Source organism: Flavicella sediminum (assembly GCF_006381105.1).
GTDB lineage: Bacteria > Bacteroidota > Bacteroidia > Flavobacteriales > Flavobacteriaceae > Flavicella > Flavicella sediminum.
Genome location: NZ_VDET01000002.1, coordinates 842,110 through 856,397, shown reverse-complemented (window position 1 = coordinate 856,397; position 14,288 = coordinate 842,110). Strand labels below are relative to the sequence as shown.

The 14,288-nt window shown below is 35.4% G+C and carries 8 protein-coding genes; all 8 read left to right on the top strand.

The window, feature by feature from the left end; translation table 11 throughout:
- Nucleotides 1-110 precede the first annotated feature (110 nt).
- The 8 genes from FGM02_RS03930 to FGM02_RS03895 all read left to right on the top strand — a co-directional run bounded on the left by FGM02_RS03930 (nt 111) and on the right by FGM02_RS03895 (nt 14,283).
- Nucleotides 111-4,061: a DUF1592 domain-containing protein gene (locus FGM02_RS03930; protein ID WP_139957008.1), complete on the top strand. Its 3,951-nt coding sequence runs from the start codon at nt 111-113 to the stop codon at nt 4,059-4,061.
- A gap of 23 nt (nt 4,062-4,084) precedes the next feature.
- Entirely contained in the window at nt 4,085-5,437 is a 1,353-nt protein-coding gene (locus tag FGM02_RS03925) for a DUF1552 domain-containing protein (protein ID WP_139957007.1), read from the top strand.
- A gap of 82 nt (nt 5,438-5,519) precedes the next feature.
- Nucleotides 5,520-6,845, top strand: coding sequence for an L-fucose:H+ symporter permease (gene fucP / locus FGM02_RS03920; protein WP_139957006.1), 1,326 nt, complete (start codon nt 5,520-5,522; stop codon nt 6,843-6,845).
- 8 nt (nt 6,846-6,853) lie between these two features.
- Nucleotides 6,854-7,864, top strand: a complete 1,011-nt coding sequence (locus FGM02_RS03915) for a cytochrome-c peroxidase (protein WP_139957005.1) — start codon at nt 6,854-6,856, stop codon at nt 7,862-7,864.
- A gap of 7 nt (nt 7,865-7,871) precedes the next feature.
- Entirely contained in the window at nt 7,872-9,785 is a 1,914-nt protein-coding gene (locus FGM02_RS03910; protein ID WP_139957004.1) for an outer membrane protein assembly factor BamB family protein, read from the top strand.
- Nucleotides 9,786-9,980: 195 nt separating this feature from the next.
- Complete coding sequence (locus FGM02_RS03905) at nt 9,981-11,333, top strand: sulfatase (RefSeq protein WP_139957003.1); 1,353 nt, start codon at nt 9,981-9,983, stop codon at nt 11,331-11,333.
- A gap of 23 nt (nt 11,334-11,356) precedes the next feature.
- A complete protein-coding gene (locus tag FGM02_RS03900) occupies nt 11,357-12,751 on the top strand; it encodes a sulfatase-like hydrolase/transferase (RefSeq protein WP_139957002.1) in 1,395 nt (464 codons plus the stop codon).
- 14 nt (nt 12,752-12,765) lie between these two features.
- Entirely contained in the window at nt 12,766-14,283 is a 1,518-nt protein-coding gene (locus FGM02_RS03895) for a sulfatase family protein (RefSeq protein WP_139957001.1), read from the top strand.
- Nucleotides 14,284-14,288: the final 5 nt, after the last annotated feature.

Genomic DNA, 14,288 nt, shown 5'->3' with positions numbered 1-14,288 from the left:
TTTTTTAGGTTCTGATGTAATTTTGGAAACTGTGAATATGAATATATTTATAGTACAGCGTTTTTAAAACCAAAAAACGTTGACTACAACTTAGAACCTAGAATCCATTTATGAAATTAGTCCTATCTATAGCACTTGTTTTTACCTTGTCCCTTTTGGGCTTAGCCTTTGTTAGCATTGTACCAGAAAAAAATGATTCCATCATTTTGTTTTTCGGAAATTTCCATCCCCTATTATTACACATTCCTATAGGTACTTTATTGGGTGTTTTGGTTTTGGAAATTATTGGCACTCTCAAACCGAAACTTCAAGTTGAAGGAGCTACTACTATATTGTTATGGTTTACCGTTATTAGTGTTTTGCCTACGGTTGTTTTAGGTTTTTTTCTTGCCGCATCAGGAGGATACAATCCTGAAAAATTATTTTTGCACAAATGGTTAGGTTGGGCAACGGCATTGGTAAGTGTATGGCTGTTGGTTTTACGTACTTGGACTTCTTCAAAATCAGATAAATTTGTTTACGGTTATAAATTTATTCTTTTTGTCAATGTGTTGCTGCTTTCTGTAGCAGGGCATTTTGGAGGCTCTTTAACACATGGTTCTGATTATTTAACCAAAGACATGCCGGCACCAATGAAAGCTTTTTTTGGTGTTGAAAAAAGCGAAGCTGAAGCTTTGGTAGAAAAAATGAAAGCACAACCCAAAGATTCTATCGCGCCAAGAACTCTAGCTTTTTTAGATACCATTCATCCTTTGCTAGATAAAAATTGTTTTGAGTGTCATAACGCAGATAAACAAAAGGGAGATTTACGTTTGGATGTAATTGGTTACGATTTTTCAAATCCTGCCGATCTTGAAAAATGGGAAGCTGTTTGGGAGGAAGTAAAGGAAGGAAATATGCCTCCTGAAGAAAAAGATCCGTTGACGGAACAAGACCGTGAAAATTTATTGGAGTGGATTAGCACTTCTTTAGAGAAAAGAACGCCAGAACAAAAATTATTGGCTTTAGAAACGAAAATTGCCAAACAAGAAAAAAAGAAAAAAGAACGTTTACAGTTAGCAATAGCTGAAAAAAAGAAGCCAAAAGTAAAACTTTCAAAAGAAGGAATTCATTATACAAATAAAGTAAAACCAATTTTAGCCAAATATTGTTTTGGTTGTCATGGAGTAGATAAACAAAAAGGCGAAATGCGTTTAGATATTCTGCATTGGAATATGAAAACAGGTGGTGATGCTGAAAAATGGCACTCTGCTTTGGATGAAATTAATGCAGGTGAAATGCCTCCTAAGAAAAAACCACAAATGTCTGATGCTGAGCGAAGACTGGTGGTAGATTGGATCACAAATTCATTAAGTGCCGCTGCAGATGCAAAAAGAAGTGTGGCGACTAAAGTTACGCGTCGTTTGACAAAATCTCAATACACAAATTCGCTAAATGAATTGTTGAATTTACCCATCAATTTTGGATACACGTTGCCAAATGATGGGAAGTCTAAAATGGGTTTTACAAACAATGGAAACATTTTACAAATTTCATCTTTGCATATTGATTATTATCAAAAAATAGCCAGAGAAGCTTTAGACAAAGCAATTGTATTTGGAGAGAAACCTGAATCAAAAAGCTATAAAGTAACTTTTGGAAAAGGAATTGGTGAAGGAGGAGTAGCAGCAGAATTTGGTGGTTTCCAATCGGTGGCCATTAAAAAAGAAGATTTTTTAATTGAACTGTTGGATAGCAAAGGAAATGTAAAACAAAATGTAGATCCAATAAAAAAGAAAATTGGAATAGGAATGCGTGGTTCTGCAAGTGATCGATATTCTGTGGAAGAAAATGGAATGATGTTGTATTCTGCATTGCCGCATAAAGATGTACCACCAAGATCTTGGCAAGGACCCTCTCCAAATATGAAAATGCTGATAAAGAATAATTTTCCAACATCTGGTAGTTTTGTGTTTCGTGTACAAGCTTCTAAAGGTTATGCCTTGGCTGCTAAAGAAGGTTTGATTGGCTTGCGTGAAGACAAACCAGCAACCGTTAATGAAAAAACCATTGTGTTAACTATTGATGATGTTTATGAAAAGAAAAATATTCAGAAAAAAGACGATAAATTTTTAGTTGCATCTAAAACAGATGCCTTTGTTACAGCAAAGTTGAAATTAAAAATAAAAGAGGAAGGTTTTTATCAAATAGATTTGGTACACCCTTATGCGCCCGCAGAAAACATGCCTTCTTTTGCGATGAAAATCGGATCTTTTAATAAGGTGCAAGAGCGTTTGAAATTGGATCCTTCTTTAGCGACTTCTTCTGAAATTGTGACACCAGTAACTTTAGGTTTGCTAAAAAAAGGCTCGTATACAATTACGCTTAGCGGTAAGTTTTTTGTTGGGTTTAGTGAAATTAGAGTGACACCACTTTCTGAAGACAATCCTTTGCCGGCTGAATTAAAGGCTGAAGCAGCAAAAAATCAGAAAAAATACGAAAACTTGACGCCTTCTATTAGAGCTTTTGTAGGTTCTAGAACAGATGATGGAATGGATTATAAAACTTTTGATACCAGTAAAGAAGTAACGTCTGCACCGGGTGTTTTTAAAACCTATGAATTTACAGGGCAGCTAGAAAACTTGCCTTTGCCAGTAAAAGATTTAAATGAAACCAATGAGTTATCAAATACCATGATTATTGGTTTGTGGAATGACCACTTGGTAAAACAAAAAGGTGAAAATGGCCCTCCAATTTTATTGAAGTCTGCGGAGTTAATAACACCTTATCACCCCGTTTGGCCTCCAGAAAGTCATACGGCTATTTTCTTTGATTCGCCTAACAAGGACAACGAAGAATTGTATACGGCTGAGGTCTTGAAGAAATTTATGGAAAAGGCGTATCGCCGTCCGTTAGTAAATGGCGAACTGACACGTTATTTGAATTTTTGGAAAGCGGGTAGAGCTGATTTTGACCGTTATGAAGACAGTGTTAAGGAAGTATTGGTGGCGGTATTGTGTTCTCCTAATTTCTTGTATTTATTAGAGTCAGAAAAGAAAGATGCAAAAGAGACTGACGAATTTTTGTTGGCTTCCAAAATGTCTTATTTCTTATGGAATTCTCCTCCAGATAAAACCTTGACAAATTTAGCACGTCATTCCAGTTTGAAAAAAGATTTACCAAACCAAATAAAAAGAATGTCTGAAAGTCCGAAAATTTGGAAGATGATCAAAGCGTTTACGTATGAGTGGTTGCGTGTGGATCGTTTAAAAAGTATGACGACGAATAAAAAAATATATCCAGATTTTACAAGGTTTGTAAAAGAAGATATGGCAGAAGAAACCTATAATTTTATGCACCATGTATTGGCAGAAAATTTAAGTATTTTGAATTTTATTGATTCTGATTTTGCGATGTTAAATCAAAATTTAGCAGAATTTTATGGAGTGGCAGGAGTCAAAGGAAATCAGTTTAGACCTGTAGCTGTAAAGCCTGAAGAACATAGAGGAGGTTTGCTGTCGCAAGGTGCCTTTTTAACAGGACATTCTGATGGTGTACAAGCACATCCTATAAAACGTGCGGTTTGGTTAAAGGAAAAAATATTAGGAGATCCGCCACCACCACCACCACCCAATGTACCCGAATTGGATCCAGAAACACCTGGTTTTGAAAAAATGACTTTAAAGGAACAGTTAGAATTGCATAGAAACAAAGCTTCTTGTATAGATTGTCATTTAAAAATTGACCCGTACGGAGTGGCCTTTGAAAATTACGATGCGGTAGGTCGATTTAGAGAAGAAATGAAAGGAAAACCTGTAGATTCTAAATCAAAACTTCCTGACGGGACTGAAGTTATTGGAGTTCAGGGAATTAAATCGTATATTCTAAGCAAGAAAAAAGAAGAATTTACAAAATCTTTGGTAGAGCATTTGTATGCCTATGCTTTGGGTAGAGATACCAGTTTTTCTGATGAAAAAGAATTGAAGCAAATCGTAGAAAATGTAAAAAAAGACAATTATAAATTTCAAACGGTCTTAGAACAAATTGTTTTGAGCCCATCCTTTCAAGGACAATTGAATTAATAAAGTAACTAAATAGAAAGATTATGAGTAGAAAATCATGGCATTTAGATCGTAGAACTTTTATCAAGGGGGTTGGTGCAGCTTGTATGTTGCCCTACCTTGAAGCAATGGGAATGGGAAAACTAACCACGTTAAACGGAGTAGCAACGGCACCAAAACGCCTTTGCTTTATGTACTTTCCGAATGGTGTTAGTATGCCTGGGTTTAAGAATACAAAAGAAAAAGATTGGAATTGGTTTCCTGAGCAAGCTGGGGCCAATTATAAATTAACAAATTCTTTGGCTCCACTTGAAGCTTATAGAAATGATATTTCAATCTTAGGAGGATTGAGTCACCCAAATAGTAGAAGTGTGTTGGGGCATATTGCTGGAGATACTTGGCTAACGGGTGGTGATTTAAGAGGGGATAAATACAACAATAGTATTTCTGTAGATCAAGTAGCAGCGCAGCATTTAAGCAAACATACTCGTATTCCTTCGTTAACATTGTCTACGGATGGTGGTGTAGGATATAAATCAAGAGCGTCTACTTTATCTTTTGATTCTGTAGGGAAAGCAATTCCTTCTGAACATAGACAAAGAGAAATTTTTGAACGTTATTTTTCTCCTAATGGAGGGGGAAGTACTGCTGATAGACGCAAGAGTTTGCAACAAGGTAAAAAAATTGTGGATTTGGTTTTAGAAGATAGCAACCGATTGAAAAAACGTTTGGGCTATAACGACAAATCTAAATTAGATGAATACATGACTTCTTTGAATAGAGTAGAAGAGCAAGTGGTTCGAAATGAAAAATGGTTAGACATTCCTTTAAAAGATTTTGATGCCTCTACCTTAAATTTAAATGTGGATGCAACCATTGATCCTGAAGCTTATTTAAGGTCTACTATTGATTTGATGGTTTTAGGTTTTCAAACGGATATAACAAGGGTTATGACCTATATGATGGCGCGTGAGGATGGAATGGGGTTTGGAGATGCCTTTCCAAAGATTGCTTTAGACCTAGGCGGACACCATAGTATTACACATGATAAGAAACCCGGTCATTATGAACGACAAGGAAAATACGATCAGTGGTTGGTCAAACAATTTGCCTATTTCTTAGATAGAATGAAAAATACACACGATGAATATGGTTCTTTATTAGACAATACACTTGTTTTATACGGAAGTGCTTGTAGTTCTACTCACAATGCAAATAACTGTCCGCTAGTATTGGCAGGTGGAGCTAAAATGGGCGTACAACATGGAACCTATGAAAAATTCGATCCGAAAAAAGTACACCTTTCTAATTTGTTTTTAAGCATGTTAAATAAAGTTGGGGTAGAACGCGATAGTTTTTCAGATAGTACAGGTAAATTACCTGCTATTTTGTCCTAAATAAATAGAAGGTAATTAAATGTAAAAATGACATATATTGTCGTGAGTAAAATATAGAGTAGCAACAACTAATAAAATATAGATGAGTCAACAAGAAAGTACGCCTATTGTAAGTAAAAAATTATTATTCCCATTTATCATCATTACATCCTTATTTGCATTATGGGGTATTGCCAACGATTTAACCAATCCTATGGTTTCGGCATTTAAAAAGGTAATGCCAGAATTATCAAACTTACAAGCATCTTTGGTGCAGTCTGCGTTTTATTTTGGGTATTTTTTTATGGCGCTTCCCGCGGCTTTGTTTATTAGAAAGTTTAGTTATAAATCGGGTATTATTTTAGGATTGTCTTTGTATGCTATTGGTGCATTTATGTTTTATCCTGCTGCCGCCTTTGAAAATTTCAATTTCTTTTTAATTTCTTTATGGGTCATTACCTGTGGATTGTCGTTTTTAGAAACAACCGCAAATCCATTAATTTTAGCTTTGGGTGATAAAAGAACAGCCACACAGCGTTTAAATTTAGCTCAAGCGTTTAATCCAGTGGGGTCTTTAACAGGAATGATTATTGCTCAAGTATTTGTTTTGAGTGCATTACGATCGGATGATTATACAGCAGAGGCTTATAGTGCTTTGGGTTCAGAAGAATTGGCAGCAGTAAGAGAAAATGACTTAAGTGTGATTAGTTTTCCGTACATCGCATTGGGGGTTTTGGTTTTGATCATCATGGCCGTTATTATTTTTACTAAAATTCCAAAAACACCACAAGAAGAAAAAATGAGTCTTTCTGATTCATTTGCAAAATTATTTGCCAATAAAAATTATTTAGGCGGAGTGGTTGCTCAGGCAGCTTGTGTAGGGTCTCAAATTATGTGTTGGACATTTATTTTTCAATATGTTGATAATTTAAATGCAACCCACGGATTAGATATTACAGCTACAAATTATAACGTTGCTGCCATGATTTTGTTTTTAACAGGAAGATGGATTGGAACAGGATTGATGAGAAAAATGAATCCTTCTAAGGTATTGGCAATTTTTGGCTTTACAGGAGCTGTTTGTGCTGCGGGTTCAATTTTATTACCAGGAATGTTAGGATTGCTGTCATTAGTATCTGTATCTATATTTATGTCTATTATGTTTCCAACAATTTATGGAATTGCCTTAAAAGATATGGGGGATGAAGCAAAAATTGGTTCTGCAGGTTTGGTTATGGCCATTGTTGGTGGTGCTTTTATGCCTCCAATTCAAGCGGCAATCTTAGATTTAGGAGGTGATGGTTTTAATGATATTGCTTTTTTAGGCTATATTCCAGAAGTAAACTTATCGTTTATTTTACCAATGATTTGTATGCTTGTAGTAGGTACTTATGGCTTTAGAACTATTCAAAAAAAGAAAGTCGCGTAACTCATAAAATGTCTTTTTATAAAATTTATTTCAGTCTTTTATTTGGGCTCTCTTTTTCATTTGGATTTGGACAATCTGAATTAAAAAAAGAGGCAGAAGATTTACATGAAATATTGCAACCTTATTTTAAGCCTGTTGTAAAGGATGTTGTTTTTTTAGAAAAAGAAAAGCATACAATAAATTTGGGTAAAACTTTATTCTACGACAAACGTTTGTCTAAATCGAAAGGGTTTTCATGCAATAGCTGTCACGATTTGAAAAAATATGGCACCAATGGATCTCATTATTTAGCACAAAAAGGAACTTCTTTTTTTAGAGATGTGCCTTCTATTTACAATGTACACACCTTGCCAATTTACAATGCAGATGGTAGTATTCATTCCTTAAAAGAAAAGCTAAAACAAAGTATTTCTAGTAGTCATGAAATGCAAATGGACAAGGAATTGTTAATGGAACGTATTGGAAACTTAAAAGGGTATCAAGAATTATTTTCAAAAGCGTACAATTTGAGTGAAAATGCCATTAGTTTTGAAAATTTAATCGATGCTTTGGTTCAGTTTATTTCCGGATTAAAAACACCAGCGCCCATAGATAAATTTATTCAAGGTGATTTATCCGCTTTGTCTTCCGCAGCAATAGAAGGTGGTCATGTGTTCAATTCAAAAAGTTGTTATTCCTGTCATACAGGATCTAATATAGGCGGTCAAATGTTGCAAAAAGTTGGCATAGTATCCGATTGGCCCAACCAAAAAGATTTAGGCTATTACCATATTGATGGAAATCCGATGTATAAAATGTTTTTCCGAGTGTCTGCTTTAAGAAATGTAGAAAAAACGGCTCCCTATTTTCACGATAGTTCTTCAAAAAAATTATGGAAAGCCATTCAAAAAATGGGACGCTATGAAAGAGGAATTGATATTAGCGTGGAAGAGGCTTTAAAAATTCAACTTTTTCTAAAGACTTTAACAGGCGAAATTCCGCAAGAATATATAAAAGAACCTAAACCAGTTATCAATTAAACCAATAATGATGAAATTAAAAAGTAATTCCGTACTAATTTGTTTGCTCTCAAGTATCCTTTTTGTGGCTTGTAATTTTTCTAAAGAAAGCAGTGTCAAAGTTGCTGATAGTGAAAATCAATGGCCTATGTCTGGTGGTCCTGATGGAAGTTGGAAAGTTAATACCAATTTAGAGGTTCCTACAAAATGGTCCGTTAGAACGGGGGAAAATATCAAATGGAAACAAACTTTACCGGAAGGGGGGCAAAGTGGAATTGCTGTTTGGGGAGATCAATTATTTTTAACCATCAACCCTCCAACAGATTCACCGAAACATGCAGCTGTAGTGGCAAAATTCGAGTTGGCTAAAACCGACTATGAAGCTCTTTACGCAAAAGAAGAGGCAAAATTGCAAAAAAAAGGAGATCGAAAATACAAGTCACTAAAAAAAGCTATTGCTACACCTGAAAAAATTTGGAAAGAAGTTTTGAAAAAACATGCACATTACCAAGCTGCTTCAGAACTAGAAAAGCCGAGTATTGAAGCAAATATGATGCGTAGAGACAAAAGAGGAAAAGCCTATGCAGATGTAAACAACGCACTTAAAACCTTCATTCATCATAAGTCTGAAGAATTAAGAACGGCTTATAAAGTTTTGGAGAGTCTTAAAAAAGCAGTGAAGGGTGGGGCAGCAAGTACAGATATACAATTGCTTTGTTTGAATGCAAATACAGGTCAAATAGCATGGACAAGAACGGTTAAAGGAACAATCTCAAGTGAGTACAATTACGGGTTTAGTGACGCAACGACCCCTTGTCCGATGACAGACGGAACCTATGTTTGGGCTATCAATGCAAGTGGAGGAATGGCTTGTTTTACAATGGATGGAGCACCAGTTTGGGATCGAACATGGAAACCAACCACGGGTGGTAAACCTTTTAACAAGCAATTTGATTCTATGCTATTTGAAAATTTGATATTGAATACTGAACCTCCTGTAAGAGGCGATTCGACAAGAAATATTGATTGGAATTACTTACATGCTTTCAACAAGCTTACAGGGGAAAGAATTTGGGTAACAAAAGAGGCGTTAACACATTATAACACGCCAATTATTGGGGAAACCGCTGAAGGAAAGCCAGCAGTTTTAATTGGTAGAGGTGGACCGCATGGTGTTCCTGAAAGACCCGTTGGCTTGAGTTTGATTAGTTTAGAAAAAAATAAGCAAGGAACTGCTCTGTGGAGTTGGGAACCAGAAGAAAAAAACAGTATTTCTGGCTGGGGTGCTTTAAGTACACAACATTGGGATTCAAAAAAAGCTTCTTGGTTTTACAGTGGAGATGACCATTTAACAGTTGATACTCAGACTGGAAAATTAATTTCTCAATTGAATTTAACAAAGGTAAATCAATACAATTTCGATAAAACAAAACAACAACATGTGCTAAAGGAAAATGTTGAAATCAAACATCTACAAAATCAAAGACATTGCAATATTTCTGCTGGTGATGATTTGTTTTTTATGGTGCGTTACCAACCCTATATTGCTAGGCATAGTACTTTAACAGGAAAAAATGAACATATTGAAGTCCCTCAAGAAATTGATGCAGATGGGAAGTATATTTGGGCTCAAGCACAAAAAAATGACGGACTAAATGCACAAGGACAATTGCATGCTTTTGACGCAAGAACAAGAGGAGACGGTTTTCAAAAATGTTTCTTAGGGTCTCCAACCATGGTAAATAATTATGTGTTTTTTACCAATGCTATCGGACTTGTTTATGTTATTGATGCTAGTGCAGATGTTTTAGATGCAAATGCTTTAGTCGCTGTTAATGATTTAGGGAAACAAGGAGAAACTTGGACGGTGAACTCTATGACCTATGCCAACGGACATATTTATCATAGAACCATGAAAGAAATTATTTGCATTGGAAAATAGTTCGTTTTAAAAGGAGTACCTAAGGGACGTTTATATAATGTTTAGTTTTAAGGAAGGCTAATTCGTTTAAAAATATGCCTTTATGTACTTCGCAATTATTTCGATTTTACTAAAAAGTACATTAATTAAACTTATAAGGACATACTTGTATTTGTTTTTCTTTTACTTCGTAGCTCATAAATGAATTAGCACGAAATGAAAAGAATTTTAGTAGTAGCGATTGTAGCTTTTACGGCCTTTACAACTTACGCTCAAGACAAGCCAAATATTGTATTGTTATTTGTGGATGACTATGGTTGGTCTGACATAGGTTATAGAAATGATAGTTTTCAAACACCAAATTTAGACCAGTTAAAAACGGAAAGTTTGGATTTTGAAAGGGCGTATATTCCTACACCAACTTGCAGTCCTAGTAGATTGTCTTTGTTGACGGGTAAGGAGGCTGTTCGTTTACAAATGGTACGTCATATTCATTTAGATCCTAAAAAACCAGATGCTAAATATGGACTTTGGCCTTCAGATCCGGTACAAATGCCTTCACTTAATTACCTTCCTTTGGAAGAAGTTACCTATGCTGAAAAATTAAAAGAATTTGGTTATTACAATTATTTTATTGGAAAATGGCATTTAGGTCATAAAGGAAGATATCCAAAAGATCAAGGTTTTGATGAAGAGTTTGGTGTTACAGATCACGGACACCCAAAGAGTTACTACTTTCCGTTTTTCAAAGGGGGAGATCCAAATGGTTTCTTGAAAAATTACAAAAAAGGAGATTACCTAACCGATGTATTAACGGATGGAGCTGTTGATTTTATCAGTGGTTACGATAAAAAAGATCCTTTTATGTTAACGTTTTGGTACTATTCTGTTCATGGTCCTTCTGTTGGAAGAAAAGATTTGTTGAAAAAGTACCATGCCAAAGGAATTGAAGGCAAATATGCAGATCATCACGCCATGGTAGAAGCTATGGACGAATCTGTGGGCCGTGTTCGAAAAGCTTTAGAAGAAAAAGGAATTGCAGATAATACCGTAATTATTGTAATTTCAGATCAAGGAGGAGCCTATACCAATGCACCCTTAAGAGGGGGTAAAAAAGGAGGAGATACTTTGGCTGAAGGTGGCGCAAGAGTGCCTTTTATGATTTACTATCCTGGTGTAACAAAAGCAAACACAGTTTGTCATACACCTGTGCAATCGGTAGATGTTTTTCCAACCCTTGTTGAAATTGCTTCAGGTAAAAAATGCACAGACAAACAAATTCAAGGAGTTAGTTTGCTGCCTCTTTTAAAAGGAAAAGAAATCAAGGAAAGAAATTTATTCGGATTTAGAAGTTACGAAGATCAATATTGTTCTATTGTTTCTGGCGATTTTAAAATAATAAAATACCATTCAGGAAAATATGAATTGTACAATGTTGTAAAAGATAGAAGCGAAACGAATAATTTGATTGGAACGGGATTGAAAGTCGAAAACAAATTAAAGAAAGATCTGGAAAAATGGGAAAAAGAAGCTGTACCTGCTTACGGTCCTCATCAACTAAACTTATAAAACAACATAATAAAAGAATTGAAATGAAACAACTTATTTTAGGACTTGCCGTTATTTGCTTATTGGCTTGTGGAAATAAAGAAACAGCTAAGCCTTCTTCAAAAAAAACATTAGACAGACCCAATATTATCATCTTATTGGCAGATGATTTGGGCTATGGTGAATTAGGTTCTTACGGACAAAAAGTTATTAAAACGCCGTTTTTGGATGAGATAGCTTCAAAAGGATTGCGATTTACAGATTTTTATGCGGGAACTTCGGTTTGTTCTCCGTCACGAGCTGTATTAATGACAGGTTTGCATACCGGACATGTAACTATTCGTGGAAATAAAGGGACTATACATAATTCTTGGGATCGAGTTCCTCTTAAGAAATCAGAAACAACCATTGGGGAAGTGCTACAAGGTGCGGGTTACCAAACGGCCATGATTGGAAAATGGCATTTAGGTGTGCCAGAAGATGTGTCTACTTGGGCCAAAGGTCGTGGATTTGATTACGCAGTGCAAGAACAATGGGGAGAAGATAAAAACGGAAAAGAAATTGACGAAAGAGTACACTGGGTAAATAACAATCAAGATTCTATTTTTTATAATTACAATAATTATAAATGTTTGGATGAATTTAGAACCAATTTTGCCTTGGATTATCTTGATAAAAAGGATGATAAAAAACCTTTCTTTTTATACATGTCTTATAGAACTCCACATGCACATGAATTCTTTTTAAGTAAAAATGATTTGTATGCTGATAAGCTAGAAGAATGGCCCGAAATTGAAAGACGTCATGCCGCACGAATTACGATGTTGGATGATCAGATTAAAAGAATGTTTACCAAATTAGAAGAAAACGGGGAGTTAGAAAATACCTTAATTTTAATTTCTAGCGATAATGGTCCTACCAATGAGAATCACCATAGTTATCAGTTTTTCAAAAGTTCTGGAGGCTTAAAAGGATATAAGCGTGATGTGTATGAAGGTGGTGTTAGAGTTCCATTGATTGCTTACTGGCAAGGGAAAATAAAAGAAGGAACAACTACAAATTTGCAAGCCGCTTTTTACGATATCATGCCAACTTTGGCAGAGCTAGCTGAAACAAAAGCACCTGATAGCACAGATGGAATTTCAATTTTGCCAGAACTGCTAGGAAAGCCTCAAAAGAAACATGATTTTTTGTATTGGGAAATTCAAGAAGGACCCTCAGTTAAAGGTTTCCGACAGGCAGCAAGAATGGGGAAATGGAAAGCGGTGCGTTATGGAGATACATACAGAACTGAACTGTACGATTTGGAAAAAGATTTGTTTGAAACAAATGATGTTGCAGATACGCATCCTGAGTTGGTGAAAAAAGCAAATGAAATTTTAAAAAGAGAAAGTGTGAAAAATCCTCATTTCCCATTTTCAGGAGGTGTTTTCAAATGAAATAAAAAGTAAGTATGAAAAATTATATAAGTATAGTTACCGTAGTCTTAACGCTGATTAGCTGTGGAAGCAAGTCGCAAGAAAGTAAAAAAGAAGCTCCTAAAAAACCGAATATTATTTGGTTAATGGCAGAAGATATGAGTACCGATTTAGAGTGCTACGGTATGCCAAATGTGAAAACACCACATTTAAATAAAATGGCAGCGGAAGGAATAAGATTTAACAATGCATTTGTGACCAATCCTATTTGTTCTCCAAGCCGATCTTCTATGATGGTGGGTACGCACCAAGTAAAAACCAATTCGCATCATCATAGAAGTAATAGAAATGTACCTTTAGATGCGCAATTCAAACCTTTTACAAAATTGTTAAGAGACGCAGGGTACACAACAATTTTAGGACATGAAAAAGTATATACCTATGGTCAAAAAATTGATGTCAATTTTAGACATACACCTCTAGGTCCTTGGGATGGGAAAGAGAATTTTGGGCTTTTTGACAAGACAAATACCTTTACCAAAGCCGACGAACCTTTCTTTGCACAAATTCAGTTAAAAGTAACGCATAGAGGTCCTTGGTGGACAGAAATTAGAGAGAAATCAAAGCACCCTGTAAACCCAAAAACGTTAACCTTGCCTGAGTATATGGCAGATCATCCCGCTATCCGTTTGGATTGGGCGAAGTATTTAGATCAGGTTGAATATATGGATGACGAAGTAGGAATGATTTTCAAAGAATTGGAAGAAAAAGGAATGGCGGATAATACCATTGTCATTTTTATTGGAGATAACGGTCGTTGTAATATTAGAGGAAAAGGATATTTACAAGATCCAGGACTAAGAATTCCATTTATCATGCATTATCCAAAAGGAATAAAAGCCGGACAAGTAAGTGATAAAGTGGTTGCTTCAACAGATATTACCGCTACGATAATTGATGCGGCAGGAATAGAAGTGCCTTCGTACATGACAGGAAAAGCCATTTTTGATAAAGGTTTTGATCGTAAATATGTGTATGGTGCTCGTGATTTGTGGGATGAAATTATGGAGGATTCTAGATCCATTACTTCAGGAGAATGGTCATATATCCGAAATGACAAGCCAGAATTAGCGTACGATGCGCATCAAGCTTATTTGGAGTTTTACAGACCAGCGGTTCATGTCATGCGTCAATTGTACAAAGAAGGGAAATTAAACGAAAACCAAAAACCTTTCTTTGAACCGACAAAACCGAAGGAGGAATTGTACCATATGAAAAATGATCCACAGCAATTACATAATCTAGCAACAAATCCAGAATATACAGATGTGTTAGAAAAAATGCGTAAAGAAATAGCTGTGTTTGATAAAGAAATAGTTCCTGTAAGCGATGTTTTTGAGCCTACTATTATGACAGGTCCAGCTGTGGTAAAATGGTTGCAAGAAACAATGCCTAAAGACTATAAAAAAATGCAAGAAGGAGAAGAAATTGGTTATAAACGAATTACAGGTTTGTGGAAAAAAGCAACAAAGAATTCTAAAAAGAAAAAATAAAAATG

Excerpts from the sequence above, each read along its gene's own strand:
- FGM02_RS03905 (WP_139957003.1), top strand. The coding sequence starts at position 9,981 with ATGAAAAGAATTTTAGTAGTAGCGATTGTAGCTTTTACGGCCTTTACA.
- FGM02_RS03910 (WP_139957004.1), top strand. The coding sequence starts at position 7,872 with ATGATGAAATTAAAAAGTAATTCCGTACTAATTTGTTTGCTCTCAAGT.
- FGM02_RS03930 (WP_139957008.1), top strand. The coding sequence starts at position 111 with ATGAAATTAGTCCTATCTATAGCACTTGTTTTTACCTTGTCCCTTTTG.
- FGM02_RS03925 (WP_139957007.1), top strand. The coding sequence starts at position 4,085 with ATGAGTAGAAAATCATGGCATTTAGATCGTAGAACTTTTATCAAGGGG.
- fucP (WP_139957006.1), top strand. The coding sequence starts at position 5,520 with ATGAGTCAACAAGAAAGTACGCCTATTGTAAGTAAAAAATTATTATTC.
- FGM02_RS03895 (WP_139957001.1), top strand. The coding sequence starts at position 12,766 with ATGAAAAATTATATAAGTATAGTTACCGTAGTCTTAACGCTGATTAGC.
- FGM02_RS03915 (WP_139957005.1), top strand. The coding sequence starts at position 6,854 with ATGTCTTTTTATAAAATTTATTTCAGTCTTTTATTTGGGCTCTCTTTT.
- FGM02_RS03900 (WP_139957002.1), top strand. The coding sequence starts at position 11,357 with ATGAAACAACTTATTTTAGGACTTGCCGTTATTTGCTTATTGGCTTGT.